The following is a 21,098-nucleotide window of genomic DNA, read 5'->3' as shown; positions in this document are numbered from 1 at the left end:
CCTTCTTTGGGTGGATGTCACTGAATCCTGCGTGAACCGCGCGAAGGCGTGCAGTCGAGTGCGTGGCGAAAACGTGCTCGATTCGTGTCTCGCGTCGCCGCAGCGATTGCATGACGCCACCTGGTTTTGCCCGCGCGGGCAAATTTATCCGCTGTAAGCCCTTGATTTATAAGAGTGGTGGAGAGTCATTCGGCCACTTCGTTGCCACAAATTCGCCAAATACGGTGAATTCCGAGTTGGACTAAACTTGGCGCCTTATTCGAGGGCAATCGCGTGCACGCCTTATACTCAAATGCCAGCATGTCTCCAGGAACTCTTCGGTTACGCGCGCGCGCGAATGCTTGTCTTATCTGCTTTCTAGCGGGCGTCGGCATTTCGCTGCCGCCTGCAAGTGGGTTGGGATATGCCTTGCTGCCGTTCGCGACCGACCATCCAACCGCAGCGGGACGCTTCGCGCGAGCCGCTTCATTGTTTCTTGGTGCCGCCTGGTGCGTCGCTGCGTCAGCATACGCGTCCGGATCATCGTTGTGGCTCGCCTTGGCGGCGCAGATAATCTATGCGGCATTGATGGCAATGCCGGCACTCTTGCCTGGCCCGTGGTGGCTCCGCGGTACGATGCAATTGGCATCGCCGTCGCTGCCGCCGCTTGCCTACTGGCTGTCCTTGCCACCGCTCGCCGGAGCGGGCTGGCTCTTCCCGGGGGCCGGATATGCCGGCGTCATCTTGTACGTCGGGATTTCCGTTGCAATAGCGGGCTGGCGGCGCGTGGATGGAACGATTCGTCAAGCGCTGGCCGTCTTCGTCATCGCAGCGTTCATGCTGGCGGCTGGTCTGAACCTGCATGCTTACAGGTATCCTCCGACAGGCGTATCGAGCTGGTCCGGCCTGCAGTTTAGTCCTGCGCCGCCAGTGCCACGAACCTTCGAAGAGGCCGCCCACGCGATGATCCAGCTTTCCCACGAAGTGCGGGAATCCTCGGCGACGGTGATTGTCGCGCCGGAGAACTGGCTAGGCACATTGCCATTGGCAGGTATGCGCCACCTTCGGGAAGCCTTGAAGACTGACCAACGCCTGTTGGTCGGAGGCATCACCACGCAGGACGGTGTGCTGCGCAAAGGTGTTTGGGATCTCCCCGGTGGGATCTTCACGCCCGCTATCGCGCCTATTCCGCTGATCGAACCGTATCCGACCGACTATGCCAAGGCGGGCAGTGTCATCGAGGTGGCTGGGCGGTCCGCCAGCTTGCTGGTCTGCTTTGAGGCGAGCACGTCGCTCCCGCTTTATCACCTTCACTATGGCGTGCCGGTGATTTTGATTGCTAACGGATGGTGGGACACACTCGGCGCACTAACTATTCAGCGATCGGTCACTAGATCGTGGGCGCGCCTATTTGGGAGTCCGCTCTTGCTCAGCGAAGCATTGCCTTGAGCATCGAGCACGATCGAATCGGCCGCATTTTTCTGGAGAACTTGTACCCCACGCGCGGGTCGTTTTCGCGTTCAATACCTCCATGCAATCCGATCTCAGCCCCAATCCCATTGCCCTTATCGGCGCGCGAACCGTGGCGCGAGGACCGACCGTCCTATCTGGTGTAGTAGGGCAGCAGCCATCGAAGCAAGGTCCCCGCAAACAGGTACGAAGCCTAGAGAGTGGGGACGCAGGAGCGACAGCACGGCGATCGGCTCTTCGCGCAATGACCTGGTGGCAGTTCCATCGGAAGCGCATCGGGCTGGCGATCCTGCTTGCGTCGCCCGTCCTTTTTGGCTTCGTTGGTCAGCAGTACTTTCTTCATCGCCAGAAAGCCGCAGCGCCAGTGACTGCGCACGCCTTCGTTTCCCCTACTTCTCCGTCAGTCGGAGGAGTATCAGCAGGGTTCGCTGAACAAGCCTCGGCATCGAAGGGACCCGTCGTTGCGGGGCCGATTGTCCAGCTTCACGCATCAAACCACTCTGAAGCCGGCGCCGATGGTCGGCTGGCGGCATCACCAGTACCCGCAGCGCCGTCGAACCCCACGCCCGTCTACGAGCCCGCGAAGTTGCCGCCTGTGTCACCGCCTCCCGCGGCCACGATCCCACAAGTAAACCTGCCACCCGCAGCCAACGCTGCAGCCGCTGTGCCGTTGCCACTGCCGGCGCCGCTACAGAACGGTGCCAAGGGGCGCGCGATGCAGACAACACCTTCCGGTGAGGATCTGGCAGGCGTGAAGGTGACGCTAAAGGGGACACCTGTAGGCCCGTCCAAAGCGACGCCGCAGAAGGCAGCCGATGCAGCACGGGCAACTCCGCACGAAACGGCCGCTAGCGCCGCCACTGAAGTTGCGCGCCCGCAAGTACCGCCATCGACATCTCAGCCGAGCTAAAAGAATGAACAACGTGAGCCCCCTGCAGCCGTTGACGCCCGCGTCTGCGGCACCGCTAGTACCAGCCGCCTCGCCGGAGACCCGAATCGCAAACGACGAAGAGCTACCAGGGTATCGGATAGATGGGAAGGAACTGGTGATCGACCACGCGGCCCAAGACGTTCGTCATGTCCTGCAGGCATCTTGCGCGATAGAGGGCACCATTGAGATTCTGGAGGGTGGACTCTTCATTGCCGGCAATCTGCCGACCGGTCGCATCGAGATTCCCAACGGCTCTCTCATCGTTGCGGAAGGCGCAGAGATTGGTGCCGAGGTCTCTGTCAAGCGATTGTTTAACCTGGGTACGATCAAGGTGTCGACGGTGACCGCGGCAGAGTTGCTTGTCAATTGGGGAAGGATCGACGCCAAGGAAGTCGCAACCGTGTCGTTACGCAATGGCGGAACACTGGTCGCCGAGCATATTCGCTATGGCGACATGGAATCTAGTGGCGTGCTGCAGGGCAACCTCGCCCAGGCCTCCTGATCGCATGTTCGGGGATCTGCCTCCCGCAATGCGCCGGCGCTGGGCACTGGGCCGGTTAGCGGCCCTACTGCTTGTCCTCTGGGCCAGTCGCGAAGGGGTGGATTGGCCAGCGCTCTGGGCGCTGATGCTCGAACACGTGAGCAAAAAATGAGGAGAAATCATGATGCCAAGTCTAAAGAAGCGGGCGTTTCTCATGTGCCTCGTTGCCTGTGTCGTGTTGTTGGCAAGCTGGATTGCGGGCGAAGTTGCTATCGGTCAGTATGCCCTCGGTAGAGCGTCAATCTTCAACGTTCGCCTGTTGGGTCGCGTCGGCGTGATCGCGTCTGATGTAGGACTCGGAGCATTGCTCGTCTTCTCGGTATGCCAATGCCTGGAGAAACGTCGAGTGGCGCTCACTAGCCCACAGGACAGCAAAAGACTGTAGTCAAGAGACCTGGCGGAACAGGCAACCTAGCGAGGAGAGGGCCGTGAACCCAATCATCACTCTCGAGTACATCGGGGATGCGATCGACAACATGCGGGATGCGCGCACCACCCTCACTGCATTGAGGCGGACCGACCCCCTAGTCTTTGCACTTCTGCAGGAGGAAGGGGTTCTATCAACCATTGACGCCATCACAGCCACGGTCACGAAGCTGCGCGGGAACGTCCATGCCAAGACCTTTAGTATCGCGTGAGCCGGATGCAACGACTTTGTTTGATTGGCCCGCACGGAGCGGGCAAGAGCACGATAGGCAGGATGCTTGCGGACGATGGGTACTGGCACATCAGCATTGGGGCGCTGCGGCGGCTGGCACAGAAGGGCATGTCGCCGAGCGATATTCCGGTCCGGGTGATGGTCATGCTGCGCCACGCAGATGCCGGCCGGCCACTGCCAGACAGCGTGGCAGCCGCAGTGATTGCCTTGGCGCAAACACGGCCTCGCGTTGTCCTGGATGGCCTACCGTCCAGCCCCTCGCATCTGCCATTGCTGGACGAGAATTGGCGAATCGTCTGCGTGTCAGTCCCGGAGCAGTTGCGTATCGAGCGGCTAAGAATGCGGGCTGGACAATCGGCGCGCGCCTGGCTCGCGGGAGGCACTTCCGCGCGTGACCTCCAACTGGCGAGCGTCATCGAATGCGGTGGTCCGCGGGTCGAACGAATCGACAACAGCGCTGGCATCGAGGCGTGCCGAGAAGCTGTTCGGCAGCTAATGCGCAGGCACGCCGATGGCACTCAATAGACGCACGCCGGGGACGCGCAACATGGGCATTCGAACGAAGTATCGTGTGCCGGAGCAAGGATATCCAGTCCGCAGGAGCGACATGGTTGCACGGCAATTGCCTCGCCGACGCCTGGAGCACTGAGTGTGCCGAAATCGCCTGATCGCTTCACTAGGTAGTGAGCGCGTTCCGGGTCAATCAGACACTCTGCGCGGAGGCCGTCTCCGCCCCCCGACTCACCGTAGAGATTCCAATAGGCTTCGTACGCCCCAATGAATGCTTGTTGCGCTGCGTAGCCGTGTTTGATCCCAAGGGCGTAGAGCTTTAGGAGCACACTCGCTTGCAACTGTCGAGCGGGTCGCTCCATGTACCATTCCAGCGAGTGAGGGGTCTGCCCAGAAGGGGAGGCGAAACCCTTAATCTCCTTATAGATGGCGCGGGCGTCGGCGAGCCGGATCCCCGTGGCCGATGTGATCGTGACTGCCCTCGCGCCCATCTTGCACAGCAATCTAGCCTGACGAATCTTGATGCGGCTTATCGGTGTCTCTTTCAATTTCTCCCTCCTAACCCGGCAAGAAAACGGTGTGTCACCGCAGTCGTTCCGATCTCGCCGTCGAGTAGCGCCTTCGCCAGGTCGGGGGCGGAAAATCGAAATGCCCAGAGGGGGCGGCACGTTCCTATGAGGGGCACCAGCTGGCTCTGCCTGGCGCCTGCAAAGAGATCGAGCATTTGTTTTGATACCCCAGTGATCGCTTGCAGCAGGGTGTCTCCGTCGGTCGCTGCGGCAACCAATGCCCTAATCAACGCCTTGTTGGTTTCCTGAATTTCCGCTCGAACTAACTGGGAAAGCGCATGCTGGGGGAGAGCGTTTGGTCCCCGTGTAATCGTACCCTCGCCTTTCAGCTCCTTTGCCAAGTCGGCGGTCGACAGTTCAACGTCCCACACGGGGAAGCCCAACTTGTAGATGGTGTTCAGCTGAGTTGGTGTCGCTTTGGCGAAGAGCGTGAGCGTTTCCCGAGGCGTCCCCACGAACTCCGATGCAAAGCCATCTCCGGCATAGGCGGCAGTCACCAGTGTTCTAATCAAGGCCCTGTTGGCGCTCTGAATCTCCGTGCGAACAAGCCGAGACAGCGCGTCATTTACGAAGCCAGCCGGCGTGGGGTCCACTACGCTGCCTCCTTATTGCCGTATCGCTGGAGTGTCGGGAGGACGGTCGACAAGGCTTCAGCCATCTCGGAAAGGGCTTCCCTGGAGTCCACGCTGAGTTGTGATGTCTTCAAGAGTAATGTTGTGGATAGCTTCCCAAAGAATGCCTGAAAGTCAGATCGCAGGTTTCGGACAGTCTCGTCATCGGCTCGTGCGCGCGCCAAGTCCTCGGCCATTTGCCTTAGCGTTGACTCAGTATCATTGAGTCGCTGCTTGGCATCGGAAATTTGCTGATTGATGCGTTGGAGTTCATCCGCTGCAATACGTTGATCGTCGGGGCTTCTCTCGACAACCCTCTCGATCACCTTGGCGTGCTCCGCTTCGGCTTGCAGACTACGGATCTTGGCCTCCAATCGGACGACATCCTCCGCTAGCATGTCGGCAAGGCGCTGGCGTTCCGTGGCGATGTTCGCAGTTTGCATTTCCTCGTACTGGATGGCAGTGATCTTGCTCTCGAGTTTCTCGATGGTGCCCTTCATCTCGCGTTCAATATCGGCGCGTTGCTGACCGTGCGCCTCGATCTCGGCATCCTTGGCCTGGATTTCGGCGTCTTTTCTCCGGATGTCATCCTCCGCGTTGGCCAGGTCCTGCTCCAGGCGCTCGGTGGTTTTCATCAGGTCCTTTACCAACGGCTCGTTGATGGGCTCGCCGCGCAACGCGCGCTCCCGAACCGCGCTGAGGAGTTCCTCACTCGCACCGTCGAGTAGTTGGAATGCTCTCATCGTGGTGGCATTGATCAACTCGCTCGGATCGTTCATTCCTTTTGTGGCGGCCATACAACTGGAACCCACCTTCAAGTATCTCCACAGAGAGCCACGCGCGAACCCGAGGGACTGACAGGAGTACTCCTCGAACGCATCGCCCATGATCCCCTTCAACTGATGCAACGAGATGCACATTGCCACCACATCCCTGGCCAATCGCTTCTTTGTGGCGTAGATCTCTGCGGAAAGCGAGTAGACCTGGATCCTCACCTCGTCCGAAAGATCGAGATCAACGGGTAGCTCAAACCTTTTGTTTGGGTCGTATAGCATGAAAGCTCCAACAATTTGCGCGATGACCCTCGGCCTCAGGGTCGCGCGGGTTACTACTCAAGACCGCCCGCCTTGATGGCTTCAACACAGCCAGCGCCAACCTTTAGGTATCTCCACAGAGAGCGGCGCGCAAAGCCAAGGGATTGACAGGCGTATTCGTCGAAGTCGACGCCCATGATCTCCTTCAACTGATGCAGCAGGACGCACGTAGCAACAAGGTCTCTGGATAAGCGCATCCTCGAGTTGCGAATCTCAACGGATAGTGCGTGCGCGCGGAGCCTGATGTCGTGGGGTAGCTGACTGTCCACCAGACATGAGCACTTGGTACCCAATTCGAACGGCATGGCGAGCCTCCTTTGTTAGTGCGGCTAAATTGGTGATGATCCCTTACGGATAATTTGATAAAAGAGATGGTGCCGTTGAATGCTAGCTAATTCCGAAGGGAATTTGTTGCCCCCCCCCCACTCATGTAGGGATACTAATGAAAAATAGAAAAATAAGAGAGCCAGACTTTGATTTGGGAAACCCACGAATATATGAAGCTTATCCGGCCATTAAGTGCCCAAAGATTGGCCAGTGACGTTTTGAAAAGCTTTGCAAATCAACGTGTTGGCGTGATGAAAGTTTGCCCGCGCGGGCAATTCAGACCTCGATATCGTATTCGCGTGAGCTGAATGTCAGCGGCGAATTTGTTGGCATAAATTCGCCGAATATCGTGTCGTTTTCTCATCACGTGGACGTGCATTGACAAGTCGCGGTCGTTTTCGGTGCCCAATCGAAAATGAAACGCCGTAGAAGTCCTGCAGGATTGGTCTATATGGAACTATCGACGATACCGCCAGCAGCGCTGCTGGCTTCCCTGGATGCCGATCTGATCGAAACTCTGCGATCCGCGTCGGGATTCAACCGTGCTCAGTTCGACCGCCACATACAGCCGCTGGTGGATCGTCTCGCCGCATGCGTCCAGGCCCTTCCCCTGGCGCGGGATGCTTACTGCGAGCAGGGCGGCGCACTACGATTCGGTGTGGTCAGCGGGCTGATGGCATTTCGCCTCGCGGACAGCACCATCTTTGCGCCCAATCACACGGCCGAGACGCGCCGCGTGCTTGACCCGCAGTATCGCTATAGTGGCTTTGCGGCTGCGCTTGCTTCCGTGCCCGCGATCCTGGAGGCTGTTGCGATCGTGACAGTAGCCGGGCGGCGTTGGTCGCCATTGAGTGAGGTGTCGCTGACGCAGGCGCTGGTGGATGCCGGCGTGCAGGACTATGTTGTCAATTGGAATCCGACGCCGAGAGCGCCTTCCCGCATGGTCGCCGCGTTACTGGCCGGACGCTTCTTTGCGCCGGGCGGTTGGGGCGATTTCGAGGAGTCCGTGATTGGGGCACTTGCCGATGCGATTCTGCCCGTGCGGGGCGCCATCGCGGTGGAGGCACCCCTGTGCCGGGTGGTGCGGGTCGCCCAGGACAAGGCCTTCGAGATCGACGGAAAGGAGAGAGCAAGGCGCATCGACGAATTGGGCGCGCCGCGGCTTGCCTTGCGCGACCTTCTCGCGCTGCCTGAGGCGACGGTTGCGCCGGCGCCATCGCCCGGACAGGCACCACCTGCCCAGTTGGTTGCGACCGCGCCAGCACCCGGAGGCGCACCGACACCGGCTGCACAAAGCCCCAAGCAGGGCGGAGGGGACGGCATGCCGCTATTGAGCCCGTTAGTCTCCGACTTGCTAAAGGCCATCCGGGTGGACAAGGACGTGGCGCGAATTCGCGCAGACTGCTCTACCGATGAGGAAGGCTTCCGCTTCCCCAAGAAGGCGCTTGTGCGGTACGGGATGGCGCCGGCGACGGCTACCAAGCTGCTGGTGGACGAAGGATTGGTCAGAGATCAGACCGCGACCCACTTGGTTCTAATTCCGGCGGTCGGTACCTTCCTGTTTGGCGGGGAGGCGGCCTGATGCGCACGTATCGCGACATGTTCCGCCCGAACTACGATGTGGCGACGGCCGGCGTGTGGGCGGGCTCCGCGCTGTTCCTGTCGGCGTCGCAACCACCGCTATGGTGGGTGGGGGCGCCATTCGCCCTGTCGCTCGGTGCGCTGCGCGTACACCAGGCGCTCGAGTTGTATCGCTTTCGCATTTCGCTGTCGGTGCTGCGTGCCGAGACACTTCCTGCGGAGGAGGTGCTGATGCGTTCGCGCAGGGAGCGGGTGCCACGGGATCTGGAGCGCCGCGACCAGGGTGCACTCTGGCTGGGGAGCGGCTTCCTGTGGAAGCAACGTCATTCCGAGATCGCCCGCGAGATTCTCAGCCGGAACCCGGAAGAGCTTGGCACGTTGCCACGGTGGCTGCCGGACAGCGTCGTGCGCCATATCACCCCGGCGAATTCCGTCCTGCTGAAGGAAGACGCGATCGGGGTGCCGTGGATCCACGGCATGGAACCCACGGAAATCCCGGTGCGGCTGCCGCTGGATTCCCTGACGGGGCACACGCTCATCGTGGGGACTACGCGTGCAGGAAAGACCCGGCTCTATGAGCTGATCTCGACGCAGATCATCGACTTGCCAGATAGCACGCTGTTCGTGCTGGACCCGAAAGGTGACCAGGAGTGGGAACGACGCCTGCGATCGGAGTGCAAGCGGGCAGGGCGCAAGTTTCTGTACTTTCACCCGGCGCATCCGTCAAAGTGCATTCGGATCAATCCGCTGGCCAATTGGGGCAATATCAGCGAGGCCGCAACGCGCCTCACCAACCTCATTGACGCGGACGAGTCGTTCCGGTCCTTCGCCTGGAAGTCCCTGTACCGTGTCATGTCTGGCATGGTGGCGTGCGGCGTGCGGCCCAATATCAAGAAGGTAAAGCGTTACATCCAGATGGGCGTCGAGCCGCTTCTGGAGCAGCTTCTGACGCAACGGTTCTTCGCCGCCGAGGGACCCTCGTGGGACCGGGATCTCATGAGCATGGCAGGGGGAAAGCCAGCCAGCCGTCTGGAACTGATGATCCAGAAGTACACGCTCGAAACCGGGAATGCTGACGAGTGCATCGATGGCCTGGTTGCCATGGTGCGACACTCCAAAGAGCACTATTCGAAGATGATCCAGGTGCTGGAGCCAATCCTGGAAATGCTCGGCTCGGGCGAGCTAGGCGCGATGCTCTCGCCAGACCCGGAGGACATCAACGATACGCGGCCAATCTACGATACGGCCAAGATGATCAACGAGCGGGCTGTCGTCTACATCGCGCTTAATTCCCTACCGGACAAGATCATTGGCTCGGCAATCGGCAGTGTGTTCTTCGCCGATCTGGCGTCGGTCGCCGGCGCCATCTATAACACCACCGGCAAGACCAACGTCTACATCATGGCGGACGAGTCGGCGGAGCTGACCAATGACCAGGCGATTCAGATCCTGAACAAGGCGGGCGGGGCTGGCTTCAAGGCGTTTATGGCGACACAGACCGAGGCGGACTTCATCGTGCGGCTGGGCTCAAAGGAGAAAGCGCGCCAGATGCTGGGCAACCTCAACAACGTCATCTGCCTGCGCGTCAAGGACTACGAGACGGCGAAGTGGATCTCGGAAAGTTTTGGGCAGACCACCGCACGCAAGCAGAGCACGTCGTACTCCAACACGTCCGAGAGCTCCACGGCATTCACGGAGTTCCGGGGCAGCACCGGGCGGTCCATGGAGGAGACGGAGGCTCCCTTTGTCTCGCCGGACCTGTTGACCAGACTGCCGGGTCTCCATTACTTTGCATTTCTCGGTGGCAGCACGCTGTACAAAGGCCGCCTTCCCCTGATCGCACAATAGCGACCGAAGACATAGACGAAGACAGAACAACAACAATGAAAAAGTACGAATACACGCCGCTGAACCGGCTTGCCACCGATATCGGCGTTCAGCCCGCTGCCCGTAAGGTTTGGTTCGCGCATCCCCTGCTCAAGGACCTGACCGTTCGCTTTCTGCAGTACGTAGGCGATGGCAAGGTGAGCTATCGCTTCCTGGTACGGGACACCGTGCGGCTCGCGCTCACCGCGTACATCGCCGCGGAGCGGCGCGGTGGGGACGCCATGGGCTGGTACCTGTTCACCTGGATCGAGAATGGGAGCTTCATGTACCAGTTGAACTGTACGACCACGGATGGCGAACAGTGGGATCCCTCGCAGCAGAGCCTGAGTGCCTTTGCGGAAGGGAAGGATGGGCTCGTCTGGACGCCCAACGGGATGAGCCAAACGGAGGCCATCGAGCGCTTCGCCAATCAATTTCTGACCCCCGTGATGGCCGAGACGCTGCTCCGGAAGTACCGGGACCGGACCTACTAGCCAGCCGACTCATGATCCTCTTCGCCGAAAAAAGCGAGTTCAACCAGCACATCCTGTTCTGGTGGTTGCTCGCGCCCCTGGTCGCGCTGCTGATCCTGCCGGGCGTCATGGCGCCCGAGTCATTCCAGGTCGAACCAGCGGAGGTGCGCTTCCTGTCGAATTGGGGCGGCCAGCATCGGGAGGTGACAGCCAGGGCCGACGACAAGTTCGAGCGCTGGTTTGTCGCCCCGGGTTGGGTAAAGCGCAGCGTGTCCCTCACGCAACCGCAACGAATGGGCGGCCCGGGGCTTTCCGCCGGCGCGACCGGCTGGCTTCGGGACTGGGTGACTGGCTTCTGGATGCTGGTGTACCGCGTGCTCTGGCGCGTGCTTGCGCTCGGCCCGCTCTACCTCACGGCGGCCATTGGTTTTGCCTTGCCCGCATTTGTGGACGGCATTGGTTCACGGCTCAAGAAGCGCTATGACTTTGGCCAGCACAACCCCATCTTCTTCTACTCGAGCATGCATTTCGTCCTTCTCGCGATTGGGCTCGCCATGTTCGTGCCCATCACGCCGCTGACCCTGACGCCGATGGTGCTGGGCGGCTTCTTCCTGGCGACGGCCGCGGCTGTCTGGGTCATGGCTGCCAACCTGCAGACGGGCGCCTAACTCTCGAATCCGGCAAGTTTCTGTGCGCGTTTCGCCGGAAAATTCCGCTGCCGGCGCGGGATCATGGTTGCCATGATCCAAGCCAACATCATCGCCGACGCGATCGCCCGCAGCCTGAAGCCGCTCCTGCCACTACTGGCGGACGAGGCGGTCAGCGAAATCATGGTCAACCCGGGTGGGGCCGTCTTTGTCGAGCGTGCCGGCAAGGTTGTCGATACCGGCATCAGGCTGGCCGAGCACGAGATCCACATCGCCATTCAGGCCATCGCGAAACAGGTTCGCAAGGATGCGGTCGCTTCCTCGGCCGATGCCATCGTGGATGCGACGCTCGACGGCATGCGCTTTGCCGGCGCGATTGCACCGACGGCGCCCGACGGCTCGACCTTCTCCATTCGCAAGCACCTGCCCCCGGACAAGCGTCCGACGCTGGAGCAGCTGGTCGCCCGCGAGATGCTGACCAAGGCGCAGGCCGACAAGGTGATCGAGCTCTTCATTCGGCAAGGCAAGAACCTGCTGGTCGCTGGCGGCACCTCCTCGGGCAAGACCACGCTCGCCAATGCCTTCCTCGGCAAGGTGCCGCCGCACGAGCGCGTCATCACGATTGAAGACGCCCGCGAACTCAACATCACGGTCCCGAATCATGTGGCCTGGGTAGCCAATCACCAGGCCGGGCTGACAGCCCGCCTACTGGTCAAGCTGGCGATGCGCTTCCGGCCAGACCGCCTGATCCTGGGCGAGACGCGCGGCGACGACACCTATGACCTGATCCGCGCGATGAACAGTGGCCATGACGGCACGCTCACGACGGTGCACGCGAATGGCGCCGAGGAAGCCCTCGATGCCATCGAAATTCTATTTCAGCAGTCTTTGCCGCCGGGGGCGCAGTTCGACGCCAGGACGACGCGGCGCTACCTCGCAAAGACGATCCATCTGGTGGTGTACGCAAAGAAGCATGCCCGGATGCTAACCAACCACGAAGTCGGCATCGAGCGCCGCGTGGAACAAATCTGTCTTGTCAAAGGAGTGGATGAACATGGTCAATACGTACTTGAAGAAGTTTAGGCTCAAGCCGCACCAGATCGTCGTGCTGACGGTCCTGGCGGTCTTCTCCGCCTCCGCGGCTGCACAGTCCGCCTCCGGCGGCATGCAGGCCTTCTGCTTCCTGATCAACTATTTCAAGCAGATCGTAGGCGCGATCGCGGTGCTGGCGATTTTCCTGTGGGTGATCGGCTACTTCAACAAGCAGGCACACCTCTCGGAATTGGGCCAGTACATCTTCCTGGGCTGCGTGATCGCCGTCGCCGCCTACACGCTCGTAGCCGCCACCGGGCTGATCCCGCCGGCCTGCTCGATCTGATGCGCGAGTCCGTCACCTACCTCGCCTTGCAGAAGCCCATGCTCTCGGGCGGCATCGGCCTGAAGGCCATGGCCATGATCTGGCCGGGCGTGGGGCTGGCGTGCTTTCTCGCGACCACGCCGCTGCCGTTGGCAGCGGGGATCGTGATGCACGCCGTGCTGCGCTGGGCGTACCGGAAGGATCCGCAGGTGATCGACATCTATCTCAAGTATGCCGAGACGGCAGACCATTACCAGCCGCACGTACGGGACCGCTTCAAGGGGGCGCAGCGGCCGGTGGGCTATGGGCGAGGGGTGCGATGCTAGAGATTATGTACAAGAAGGACGAGGTCGAGCACCCTCAGCAGGAGATCCTGCCGTGGCTCGACTTTGTGACGCCGGAATTGCTGCTGTGCAAGGACGGCTCCCTGCTGGCGGCCTACGCCTATCAAGGGCCGGACCCGGACAACCTCGATGACGACCTCGTCGACCAGGCCGTCACGCAACTCCAGCGCGCTTTCGGCCAGTTCGACTCTAGATTGACTGGCTGGTGGATCGTCGACAAGCGCAAGGACTATACGTATCCGGAAGGCGACTTCGACAACACCACGGCAGCCCAGCTCGATCGGCTGATCGGCAACACCTTCCGGTCGGGCATTTCCTACCGCTTCCGGCATTGGTTCTTCCTGCTCTACACCGGCCACCAGGGCGTGGAGGGCTATCTGGATAGCGTCACGCGGCTGATGAACGAGGAGGGCAGGAGCCTTCCCGTCGCGCTGTTGCGTGGCGCGCTCGGGTCCGTCTCGGCCAGCACCGAAGTGCTGCGGGACCGGGACCGGCTGCAGCAGGCGGTAGGGGAGTTCGAGGGCTTGCTGGGCATGTTCGACACGACCATTCCCACGATGCGATTCGAGCGGCTGGAGCGCCGCGAGTTCTCCAACGCCCTGTTTCATCTCGCCAACCCGGCGACACGCCTGGCACCGCCCGCGAAGCCACAGGGTGTGCTGCTCGACGGCTGGATCGCAAACGGCTACATCACGACCGGCAAGCAGGTCATGGCCTTCCAGAGCGAAGGGGACGTGCGGTACTGCGGCGTCATCGGGGTGAAGGAATGGCCTTCCCCCACGTCGCCGTTGCTGCTCGAAGCGCTGATTGGGTCGGATGTCGAAATGACGATCTGCCACATCATCCGCTTTCTCGGCAAGGAACAGGCGAAGACCGAGCTGAAGGGGGCGGTGAACTACTACCGGATGACGCTGTTCTCGCCGTTCAACTATGTGGCACAGAAGATGGCGGACGCGACGCCCGAGCCGGATAGTGGCAAGCAGGACCTGCACGACGAATGCAAGGAGGCCATGCGCCGTCTGTCGTCCGAGGGGCTGGGTTTCGCGTACCACAATCTCTCCATCGCAGTCTATGCCGATTCGGAACATGACTTGACAATCGCTTGCCAGCTGGTCCACGGCCGTCTGGCGGATGTCGAGTTCGAATCCGTACGCGAGCGGCAGAACCTGGGACCGTCCTGGGAAGCGATGCTCCCGGGGCAGTGGGCGAGGCAATCCCGCTACCATCTGGTCAGCCTGGAGAACGTGGCCGACGCGTCGCCCATCTTCACGATGGATGAGGGCTATCGCGAGCACCCCTATTTCTCCGAAGTCCTGCGCAGGCCCGTCTCGGCGCTTGCGCAGTTCATCGACGGCTATGGCGGGCGATACCACTTTATCCCGCACGTCGGGCAGGTGGGCCATGCCGTATTGATCGCGCCCACCGGCGGCGGCAAAACCACCTTTGTGTCTCTCTGCCTCAGCCAGTTCCGGCGGTATTACGATCCGGAGATTGGGCAGTCCAACGTCTACATCTTCGACCGGGACAACTCCTGCCGCATCACCACCGAATTGCACGGTGGGCAGCACATCGACATGAAGCACGGCCAGATGCGGTTGAACCCGCTGGCGGTGTTGCGGGACGGCTCGCCCGATGGGCAGCTGTGGGCCCGGGAATGGGTCATCCAGCGGATCATGGAGGGCGGCTATCGTTGCACCGCCGAGGATCGCGATGCCATCGACAGCGCCATCCAGAAGCTGGCCATGTCGACACAGGACATTCGCCTGTCCACCCTCGCCATTCAGCTTCCGCGGCATCTGGGCACCGAGCTGGGCGAATGGCTGGAGGGGCGGCCGTATGGCATGTTCGACTCTTCCACCGACGACTACTCGCTGTCGAGCTGGACCTGCACCGAGATGAAGGATCTGCTGGCGGTGGATCGGCTGGCGCGCGCGTTCATCGATTATGCCTTCCGGAAGATCCATGAGTCGCTCGATGGCCGACCGACCTTCATCTATCTGGAAGAGGCGTCGTTCCTGGTCAATCACCCCGCGTTCGCCCCCCGCCTGGATGACTGGCTCAAGACCTTCCGCAAGAAGAATGCCTTCCTGTGGCTGACGATCCAGTCGCCGACCTCGATTACCTCCTCGGAGATCTCGGCCACGATGACGGACAACATCCTGACGAAGATCCTGCTCGCCAACAAGAGTGCGGAGGCGCATCGCGAGGCCTATATCAAGTACTTTGGCCTGACGAACGAGAACGTCGATATCGTCAAGACACTGATGCCGCAGCGCGAGTACCTGATTCTGAGCAACGGCTTTGCGCGTGTCATCCGTACCGCCCTGGATTCGAAATCGCTCGCATTCCTGCGATCCGAGGGGCACCTGCAACGCCGCTTTGATGAGCACAAGCGAAGCGGCAAGCCCAACTGGAAAGCCAACTACCTCGTGGAGACCGCCGCATCATGAATCTACTCCGTCCCGTTTACCTGACCCTGATCGCGTCCCTGATTGCCGGCACTGAAGCCCATGCCGGCGGCGGCGGGATCGTCTTCGATCCGACCAACTGGATCCAAACCTCCGTGACGGCGGCGTCCACTGTGAAGCAGGAGGCAATCGCGGTAGCCAACGCGGCGCGAACGGTGCAGATGGTGATCAACTCCGGCAAGATGATCCAGCTTCGCGAACTGGGGATCAGCGACCTGGCGCAGGCAGAACAGATGGTCGCGCAGATCGGACGCCTGAATGGTGCCGACGATGCCCTGCTGCAGGCCCTGGGCAAGAAGACCGATTTCATCGGCGATGTGACGGCCCTGTATGGGGCGTCGCAAACCAACAATTTCGGGAGTTTTGTGAATGGGATCACGCAGCGAGCGGCGTTGGGCAATGCGAACGCCGCGAACCTGATCAACAAGCATGAGGCGCTCAACCAGGGTATCCAGATTGCGCAGCAGAAGCGCCTAAAGATCGCCAACGAGATCGGCAACGTGCCCGGGGCCACCCAGGCGATCCAGGTGGCGACCGCCGCGCTGGACACGCTCATCGAGCAGAACCAGCTGCAGTCAGCCGCTGTCTCGGCGCAACTGGCGAGTGCTGCCAAGAAGGAGGCGGCGGATACAGCGCAATCGCAGACTGCCGACCGTAACGCAATCGACTACGCCACAGGTATCAGCCAACGGCTTCAGCAGCTTGGCATCAAATAGGGCACGGCTCTCACCAATGACTCCGCTCAGCGTCATCCTCCTGCGGCTGTTCGCCGCGCTCACCCTACTGTTGGCCGGTACGCTTCCTGCGTTCGGCCAGGCCAGCGCAGATATCGGCAGCGAGACCGGCCCTTACATTGGCTATCCGATAAAAGCAGGCAAGGCGAAGCCCGATGCATCCTCCGGAGTATGTGACTCCGCCCCAGACTACTTCGCCGGGATGGAAAAGATCGGCGAAAAGTTGCAGGTCCTTGAGGGCTTTGAGAGCAGTTTGTTGACGAAGGCGAAAGGCACCGCAGCCAAACTCATGGTGCCCGCCAAAGTAGTTGGCGGGACGCTTGCACTGATTTCCCTGCTATGGGGCCTGATCGTCGCGCTGGGTACCGAGAAAGGCACCCCCATTACAGTCGTGATCGATGTCGTGTTGCCCGCATCGGTCGTCGCGCTCTTCCTTGGCTACTACGATCAGTTTGTCGACGCCCTGGTGGGTGTCAGTAAGCTAATCTCGTCCGCAGCTTCGTCCCCCTGGGTGGCGGTGTTGAAGCTTGTGGGATCGATGCTGAATACACTCATGGGTGGCCTCACAAATGTGGTAGCGGCCTTCTATTGCGCCAAGTTTGGCTTCGCCACGCTTGGGGTAGTTTTTGGGAGTGTTGTGGCCATTGCTCTGTTGTTGATGGCGACCTACGTCATGATCAGGGCGATTGTAGACATCGTTGCGGTGATCTTCCTGGGGCCGTTCCTTGCTGCGGTGGGTGCGGCAGTCGGCCCCATCTTCATCGCCTTCGGTGCTTCCAGTTGGACGCGGCCTTGGATCAGCAGCTGGGTGGGTTTCCTGATTCAGGCGCTCCTTCTGAACTTCTTTGCCGCCCTTGTGCTTGAGTTGTTGGCGGCGCCATTTGACGGACTTAGCACGACGATGCACTTCGCGGCGGTCGCAGGGAACGGGGGCCTCACAGTGGCGCTGGACGCGCTCGCGATATTGGGTATGTCGCTGATCGCGTCACGGATCTTCGGGCAAATCCCGCAGATTGTCTCGACGCTGTTCCCAGGCAATCTCGGTGTGGTGACTGGGGATGGTCGCAAGAGCACGGCTAAGGCTGCCGGCGAGGCAGGAGGCGTCCTGAAGGATGTGGCGATGAAGATCCCAGGCGTAAAGACCGCAGCCGCGGGCGCTACGATGCTCACGAACAAGTTGCTCGGGCGCAGTGGCGGAGGATCGGGGTCCAGAGGACCCTCGGCAAAGGGAGGGCAAGGACAGGCCCGGCCATTCAAGACCGTGAACAGCACCAGTGGCCAGCGCGCTGCGAGCAGGATGGCTGCCCGAAGGGGCAAGTCCTAGCGCGCATACGCTGCGTGTCCAGGCACACCACGGCCCGCTTCGGCGGGCCTCTTCTTTGGTCGCGCGCCACATGCCCTATCGAATTCCGAATCAGAGCGAATTCGCATCAGCATTCGAAGCGGAAAAAGTTCCCACTGGTCCAAGAATGGGCCTCATGAACCTATTCCGCAAATCCGTGAACGCGGGGTCCGCGAGCAAGGCCCCGCCTGATTTCACACCCGGTCCCCCCGAAGAGGCCGCGCGCCGTGTCCACTATGAGATGGGCGCCGGCTCGCGCATTGAGCGCAACCGTTGGTTCCTGGTCGCGTGCATCGAGGCGGTGGCGCTAGTCGCAAACGGCGCAGCATCGATTCGCCTGTTTCCGCTCAAGACGGTGGAGCCCGTCGTGATCCACCAGTCTGACTCCGGGCGCCGGGTGATCGACACCAACCAATCGGGCGCCTGGGTGCCGGACCAGCCCGCGCTGTCATACGCGCTGAACCTATGGGTCGAACAGGTGTTTGCCATCAACGGGGCGACGGTCGAGGCGAACCTGGCGCGCGCCGCCTCGAAGACGATCGGCACGGCGAGCGACCAGCTGCGTGACCTGCGTCGCAAGGAGAACCCGCTCGTGCTGCTGCGGGACAACCCGCGGCTGGTGCGCGAGTACGAGAACCTCTCGATCAACTTCCTGGGCAGCGACGCTGCCTTGATCCGGTTTCGCACCACCACGCGCCGGGCGCCCGGCGCCGCGCCCGAATCGCGCAGCTATGCCATGACGATCAACTTCAACGTGGTCAAGCCGACTACGCGCGAAGAGATCCTCAAAGATCCCGCCGGCGTCTACATCACCGGCTTCAACCTCAATGATGAAGCGACGAAATGAAGCGACGACTCCTGACCATTTTTCTCGGCGCCGCCATCTGTGTCCCGGCGGCGCACGCCAAGCCCCAGCCTGCTGCGTCGGCCGACGAGAAGGTGTCGGCCGCCGCGCTGCCGATCGAGGTGCCGGACGAAAGTCGCATCGTCATGTTTACCTACAGTCCCGACGCAATCTTCCGGGTGCTGACGACGCCCGGAATGATCACGCACCTGGAACTGGAGGCAGGCGAGGGCGTGGTCGAGATGCCGGCCATCGGGGATTCGATTCAGTGGCGCGTGAGTGGCGGGCCCCGCAATCTGTACATCAAGCCGCTGCGACCGAATCTGGTGACGACGCTCACGGTGGTGACCGACAAGCGCACCTACCAGCTCGAGTTGCGCTCGGGCGAACCGGGCGCGAAGCGCTTCCAGAAGGTGACCTTCCACTACCCGGAGGTGGAGGCTGCTCTGACGCTCAAGGAGCGGGACAAGGTTGAGACCGTGGCAAATGATAAGGCGCGGCTCAAATCGCAGGAGCTGGGTGGCGTGCCAGATCCGACGGCCTATGAGTTCGGCTATGAGATGGAGGGCGACGCCCCTTTCAAGCCAACCACGGTGTTCAACGACGGCCGGCAAACCTTCCTCCGGCTGCCCAGCGTTCAGGACCAGCCTGGCGTCTTCCTCTATGAAGACGACAAGCCGTCGCTGGTGAATTACGTGGTGAAGGGCGACTACGTGGTGGTCGATCGCGTCGCCAACAAGCTGCTGCTGAAGCTCGGCAAGCGTGAAGTGCGGGTGATCCGCAAGACCGCGCGGTGGAGCTGGGGCAACTGATGGCGCCGGATCTCAAAGACCCTTTCGCCGAGGATGCGCGTAAGGCGGCGCCGCGGCCCGTCGCGAGTAGCGAGCCTTCGCCGTCGCTGACCAAGGGCAAGGCACGCCGCAATCTGCATATCCTCGGACTGATTCTCCTCGCAGCGGCTGTGGTGACGTGGATGTTCTGGCCACAGTCCCCGAGCAGCGTGGCGGCGCCAGCGCCCGTGTCGAAAGCCGATTTGCCGGAACCGGAACTGGCCGGCAAGCGCCTGTTGCGCGATCTGCAAGAAGACGCGAGCGCAAGCACGCCGGCAGCGGAGGGGAGGAGCACGCCCGCGCCGATGCCGACGCCGATGGGGAACGGAAGCGCGGCCTCGCGCGCGCTCGCTACGCCGGACCCAGCCGTCGGCGCTGGTGGCCCCAGCCGCGAGGAAGAGATCTGGGCCGCGCCCATCGCGACCGGGGCCACGGTGACCCTGAAGAAGACCAGTGCCACGGACTCATCTGCCGGGGGGCAATTGGTGCAGACAGCGGCGGCACCGGGGCCGGCCAGCGCGGAGGCCCTCGCCGAGCGCCAACTCGGGCTGCTGTCGCAACTTGGCCAACAGCAGCCGGCAGCGAGCGTTCGGTCTGGCGATAGCGCGTTCCTGAAGCAAGCCGCGAACGACGCGCCGAACCTGACCAATCGGCAGCAGCCGGCCTATGGGCAGGCCGCGGTCTATGAGGGGACCGTGGTTCGGAGCGTGCTGATCACGGGCGTGAATAGCGACATGCCCGGCAAGGTCACCGCTCGCGTGACGTCGACCGTCTACGACTCGGTCACGCAGCGCGTTCCGCTGATTCCTGCTGGCTCGACGCTGGTGGGTGTCTATCGGAACGAAGTCCAGGTCGGGCAGACCCGCGTGCTTCTGGCGATGCAACGGCTGATCCTGCCCAACGGCACGTGGATCCCACTGTCCGGCGCGTCCGCCACTGACATGCAAGGGATGTCCGGCCTGGATGCTGACGTCAACAACCACTTCCTCAAGATCTTCGGCAGCTCGCTGGTGGTTGGTGCGGCTTCGTTGCTGGCGTCCAAGTCCTCGCAGAACGTCACGGTGAATGTCGGCGCCGGCGGCACGCAACTGGGTGGCTCCGTCTTCGCGCAGTCGCTGTCCGAGACGGTGCGAACCATGCTCCAGCGCAACCTGAATATCCAGCCAACGCTCACCGGCGATGCCGGTTCCGAGTTCCTGTTTGTGGTGTCACGGGACACCCTCATGTCGCCATGGAGCGCAGAAAAGTGATCAAGACAGCCATTGCCTCCCTCTTCCTGGCCGGCGCGGCGACCTGCGCGCTGGCGCAAGGCGCCGAGTCGCCCGTGCGCATCGTCTTCAACGACGGGGTCAACACGTACATCCAGGCCCATCCGGGTGTTGCCCTGACCGTCCCTGACGCGGTGCGTCGGCAGGATGCGTTGCTGGTGCGCGGCATGCCGGTGGAGATCATCGCGTATGCAAACGGCCGCCGCTACGAGATCCGTCGCACGGGCAACTCGAGCCAGGCCTATGTCGTGGATCTGGTTACGCCGCGCGAGATTGCCGCGACACAAGCCCCGCTCCCAGCCGCGGTCCCAGCCGCGGTTCCCGTCGCGGCGCCCACGCCCGCTCCCACAGCCGCCCCAGCGCCAGTGCAGGCAAAGGCGGATCGCACCGCTCCTACCGCAGCGCCAGTGACAACCGCAGCGGCTGCGGATGACGCGCGGCTCGCCGTCCCCGGCTCCTCCGACGACGAGATCCGGGCGGTGATCGCGGAGGCGAAGGCCAAGGGTTGGACATCGATCAGTGCGGCAGGCGACCCCGAGTTCATCATGCGCGTGCATTCCCTTTGGAACGAGGTGTCGCCGGCGTCGCCGGTGGCATCGAAGTGAAGCAGCGTGGATGGGTGGCGTGCCACCCGGCCCGCGTCGAGCAGGTATC

At 61.7% G+C, this 21,098-nt stretch carries 22 protein-coding genes; 19 read left to right on the top strand and 3 right to left on the bottom strand.

What is annotated here, in order from left to right; all coding sequences use genetic code 11:
• Positions 1–408 precede the first annotated feature (408 nt).
• The 5 genes from AC1DS6_RS22495 to AC1DS6_RS22475 all read left to right on the top strand — a co-directional run bounded on the left by AC1DS6_RS22495 (position 409) and on the right by AC1DS6_RS22475 (position 4,104).
• Positions 409–1,428, top strand: a complete 1,020-nt coding sequence (locus AC1DS6_RS22495) for a carbon-nitrogen hydrolase family protein (RefSeq protein ID WP_477103153.1) — start codon at positions 409–411, stop codon at positions 1,426–1,428.
• Positions 1,429–2,363: 935 nt separating this feature from the next.
• Positions 2,364–2,882: a bactofilin family protein gene (locus tag AC1DS6_RS22490; RefSeq protein ID WP_477103152.1), complete on the top strand. Its 519-nt coding sequence runs from the start codon at positions 2,364–2,366 to the stop codon at positions 2,880–2,882.
• 160 nt (positions 2,883–3,042) lie between these two features.
• Entirely contained in the window at positions 3,043–3,306 is a 264-nt protein-coding gene (locus tag AC1DS6_RS22485; RefSeq protein WP_477103151.1) for a hypothetical protein, read from the top strand.
• 43 nt (positions 3,307–3,349) lie between these two features.
• Positions 3,350–3,559 (top strand): hypothetical protein, encoded by a 210-nt coding sequence (locus AC1DS6_RS22480; protein WP_477103150.1) that lies wholly within the window; start codon positions 3,350–3,352, stop codon positions 3,557–3,559.
• A gap of 5 nt (positions 3,560–3,564) precedes the next feature.
• Positions 3,565–4,104 carry an AAA family ATPase gene (locus AC1DS6_RS22475; protein ID WP_477103149.1) on the top strand — a complete coding sequence of 180 codons (540 nt, stop codon included), beginning with the start codon at positions 3,565–3,567 and terminating at the stop codon, positions 4,102–4,104.
• Here the strand turns inward: AC1DS6_RS22475 and AC1DS6_RS22470 are convergent.
• From AC1DS6_RS22470 to AC1DS6_RS22460, 3 genes are read right to left on the bottom strand one after another with little or no spacing between them, the layout of a single operon-like run.
• Complete coding sequence (locus AC1DS6_RS22470; protein ID WP_477103148.1) at positions 4,098–4,637, bottom strand: FlhC family transcriptional regulator; 540 nt, start codon at positions 4,635–4,637, stop codon at positions 4,098–4,100. The genes AC1DS6_RS22475 and AC1DS6_RS22470 overlap by 7 nt on opposite strands.
• Entirely contained in the window at positions 4,634–5,251 is a 618-nt protein-coding gene (locus AC1DS6_RS22465; RefSeq protein WP_477103147.1) for a hypothetical protein, read from the bottom strand. Before AC1DS6_RS22465 ends, AC1DS6_RS22470 begins: the two co-directional genes overlap by 4 nt.
• Entirely contained in the window at positions 5,251–6,324 is a 1,074-nt protein-coding gene (locus AC1DS6_RS22460; protein ID WP_477103146.1) for a hypothetical protein, read from the bottom strand. The genes AC1DS6_RS22465 and AC1DS6_RS22460 overlap by 1 nt, the downstream gene beginning before the upstream one ends.
• 817 nt (positions 6,325–7,141) lie before the next feature.
• Here AC1DS6_RS22460 and AC1DS6_RS22455 point away from each other — a divergent pair.
• The 14 genes from AC1DS6_RS22455 to AC1DS6_RS22390 all read left to right on the top strand — a co-directional run bounded on the left by AC1DS6_RS22455 (position 7,142) and on the right by AC1DS6_RS22390 (position 21,049).
• Positions 7,142–8,272 carry a TraI domain-containing protein gene (locus AC1DS6_RS22455; RefSeq protein ID WP_477103145.1) on the top strand — a complete coding sequence of 377 codons (1,131 nt, stop codon included), beginning with the start codon at positions 7,142–7,144 and terminating at the stop codon, positions 8,270–8,272.
• On the top strand, positions 8,272–10,119 hold the full coding sequence (gene traD, locus AC1DS6_RS22450) for a conjugative transfer system coupling protein TraD (protein WP_477103144.1): 1,848 nt from the start codon (positions 8,272–8,274) through the stop codon (positions 10,117–10,119). Before AC1DS6_RS22455 ends, traD begins: the two co-directional genes overlap by 1 nt.
• A gap of 35 nt (positions 10,120–10,154) precedes the next feature.
• Positions 10,155–10,631 carry a hypothetical protein gene (locus tag AC1DS6_RS22445; RefSeq protein WP_477103143.1) on the top strand — a complete coding sequence of 159 codons (477 nt, stop codon included), beginning with the start codon at positions 10,155–10,157 and terminating at the stop codon, positions 10,629–10,631.
• 11 nt (positions 10,632–10,642) lie between these two features.
• Positions 10,643–11,278 (top strand): IncC plasmid conjugative DNA transfer DtrJ family protein, encoded by a 636-nt coding sequence (locus AC1DS6_RS22440; protein ID WP_477103142.1) that lies wholly within the window; start codon positions 10,643–10,645, stop codon positions 11,276–11,278.
• Positions 11,279–11,341: 63 nt separating this feature from the next.
• Complete coding sequence (locus AC1DS6_RS22435; protein ID WP_477103141.1) at positions 11,342–12,340, top strand: CpaF family protein; 999 nt, start codon at positions 11,342–11,344, stop codon at positions 12,338–12,340.
• Entirely contained in the window at positions 12,312–12,635 is a 324-nt protein-coding gene (locus AC1DS6_RS22430; RefSeq protein WP_253932277.1) for a hypothetical protein, read from the top strand. The genes AC1DS6_RS22435 and AC1DS6_RS22430 overlap by 29 nt, the downstream gene beginning before the upstream one ends.
• Entirely contained in the window at positions 12,635–12,940 is a 306-nt protein-coding gene (locus tag AC1DS6_RS22425) for a VirB3 family type IV secretion system protein (RefSeq protein ID WP_253932276.1), read from the top strand. The genes AC1DS6_RS22430 and AC1DS6_RS22425 overlap by 1 nt, the downstream gene beginning before the upstream one ends.
• Complete coding sequence (locus tag AC1DS6_RS22420) at positions 12,934–15,408, top strand: VirB4 family type IV secretion system protein (RefSeq protein ID WP_477103140.1); 2,475 nt, start codon at positions 12,934–12,936, stop codon at positions 15,406–15,408. The genes AC1DS6_RS22425 and AC1DS6_RS22420 overlap by 7 nt, the downstream gene beginning before the upstream one ends.
• Entirely contained in the window at positions 15,405–16,142 is a 738-nt protein-coding gene (locus AC1DS6_RS22415) for a hypothetical protein (RefSeq protein WP_477103139.1), read from the top strand. Before AC1DS6_RS22420 ends, AC1DS6_RS22415 begins: the two co-directional genes overlap by 4 nt.
• A 16-nt stretch (positions 16,143–16,158) precedes the next feature.
• Positions 16,159–17,484, top strand: a complete 1,326-nt coding sequence (locus tag AC1DS6_RS22410; protein ID WP_477103138.1) for a type IV secretion system protein — start codon at positions 16,159–16,161, stop codon at positions 17,482–17,484.
• 145 nt (positions 17,485–17,629) lie between these two features.
• Positions 17,630–18,349 carry a VirB8 family type IV secretion system protein gene (locus AC1DS6_RS22405; RefSeq protein WP_477103137.1) on the top strand — a complete coding sequence of 240 codons (720 nt, stop codon included), beginning with the start codon at positions 17,630–17,632 and terminating at the stop codon, positions 18,347–18,349.
• Positions 18,346–19,158 carry a TrbG/VirB9 family P-type conjugative transfer protein gene (locus AC1DS6_RS22400; RefSeq protein WP_477103136.1) on the top strand — a complete coding sequence of 271 codons (813 nt, stop codon included), beginning with the start codon at positions 18,346–18,348 and terminating at the stop codon, positions 19,156–19,158. Before AC1DS6_RS22405 ends, AC1DS6_RS22400 begins: the two co-directional genes overlap by 4 nt.
• Entirely contained in the window at positions 19,158–20,426 is a 1,269-nt protein-coding gene (locus AC1DS6_RS22395) for a TraB/TrbI/VirB10 family type IV secretion system protein (protein WP_477103135.1), read from the top strand. Before AC1DS6_RS22400 ends, AC1DS6_RS22395 begins: the two co-directional genes overlap by 1 nt.
• Positions 20,423–21,049 (top strand): hypothetical protein, encoded by a 627-nt coding sequence (locus AC1DS6_RS22390; RefSeq protein ID WP_477103134.1) that lies wholly within the window; start codon positions 20,423–20,425, stop codon positions 21,047–21,049. The genes AC1DS6_RS22395 and AC1DS6_RS22390 overlap by 4 nt, the downstream gene beginning before the upstream one ends.
• Positions 21,050–21,098 lie beyond the last annotated feature (49 nt).

Source organism: Cupriavidus sp. 05L310 (assembly GCF_056398185.1).
Note: the sequence above shows the minus strand (reverse complement) of the source record. Positions and strands in the feature narration are given on the sequence as shown.

Coding starts and splice junctions, on each gene's coding strand:
- AC1DS6_RS22490 (WP_477103152.1), top strand. CDS start 2,364: ATGAACAACGTGAGCCCCCTGCAGCCGTTGACGCCCGCGTCTGCGGCA.
- AC1DS6_RS22485 (WP_477103151.1), top strand. CDS start 3,043: ATGATGCCAAGTCTAAAGAAGCGGGCGTTTCTCATGTGCCTCGTTGCC.
- AC1DS6_RS22475 (WP_477103149.1), top strand. CDS start 3,565: ATGCAACGACTTTGTTTGATTGGCCCGCACGGAGCGGGCAAGAGCACG.
- AC1DS6_RS22460 (WP_477103146.1), bottom strand. CDS start 6,324: ATGCTATACGACCCAAACAAAAGGTTTGAGCTACCCGTTGATCTCGAT.
- AC1DS6_RS22455 (WP_477103145.1), top strand. CDS start 7,142: ATGGAACTATCGACGATACCGCCAGCAGCGCTGCTGGCTTCCCTGGAT.
- traD (WP_477103144.1), top strand. CDS start 8,272: ATGCGCACGTATCGCGACATGTTCCGCCCGAACTACGATGTGGCGACG.
- AC1DS6_RS22445 (WP_477103143.1), top strand. CDS start 10,155: ATGAAAAAGTACGAATACACGCCGCTGAACCGGCTTGCCACCGATATC.
- AC1DS6_RS22440 (WP_477103142.1), top strand. CDS start 10,643: ATGATCCTCTTCGCCGAAAAAAGCGAGTTCAACCAGCACATCCTGTTC.
- AC1DS6_RS22435 (WP_477103141.1), top strand. CDS start 11,342: ATGGTTGCCATGATCCAAGCCAACATCATCGCCGACGCGATCGCCCGC.
- AC1DS6_RS22430 (WP_253932277.1), top strand. CDS start 12,312: ATGGTCAATACGTACTTGAAGAAGTTTAGGCTCAAGCCGCACCAGATC.
- AC1DS6_RS22425 (WP_253932276.1), top strand. CDS start 12,635: ATGCGCGAGTCCGTCACCTACCTCGCCTTGCAGAAGCCCATGCTCTCG.
- AC1DS6_RS22420 (WP_477103140.1), top strand. CDS start 12,934: ATGCTAGAGATTATGTACAAGAAGGACGAGGTCGAGCACCCTCAGCAG.
- AC1DS6_RS22415 (WP_477103139.1), top strand. CDS start 15,405: ATGAATCTACTCCGTCCCGTTTACCTGACCCTGATCGCGTCCCTGATT.
- AC1DS6_RS22410 (WP_477103138.1), top strand. CDS start 16,159: ATGACTCCGCTCAGCGTCATCCTCCTGCGGCTGTTCGCCGCGCTCACC.
- AC1DS6_RS22405 (WP_477103137.1), top strand. CDS start 17,630: ATGGGCCTCATGAACCTATTCCGCAAATCCGTGAACGCGGGGTCCGCG.
- AC1DS6_RS22400 (WP_477103136.1), top strand. CDS start 18,346: ATGAAGCGACGACTCCTGACCATTTTTCTCGGCGCCGCCATCTGTGTC.
- AC1DS6_RS22395 (WP_477103135.1), top strand. CDS start 19,158: ATGGCGCCGGATCTCAAAGACCCTTTCGCCGAGGATGCGCGTAAGGCG.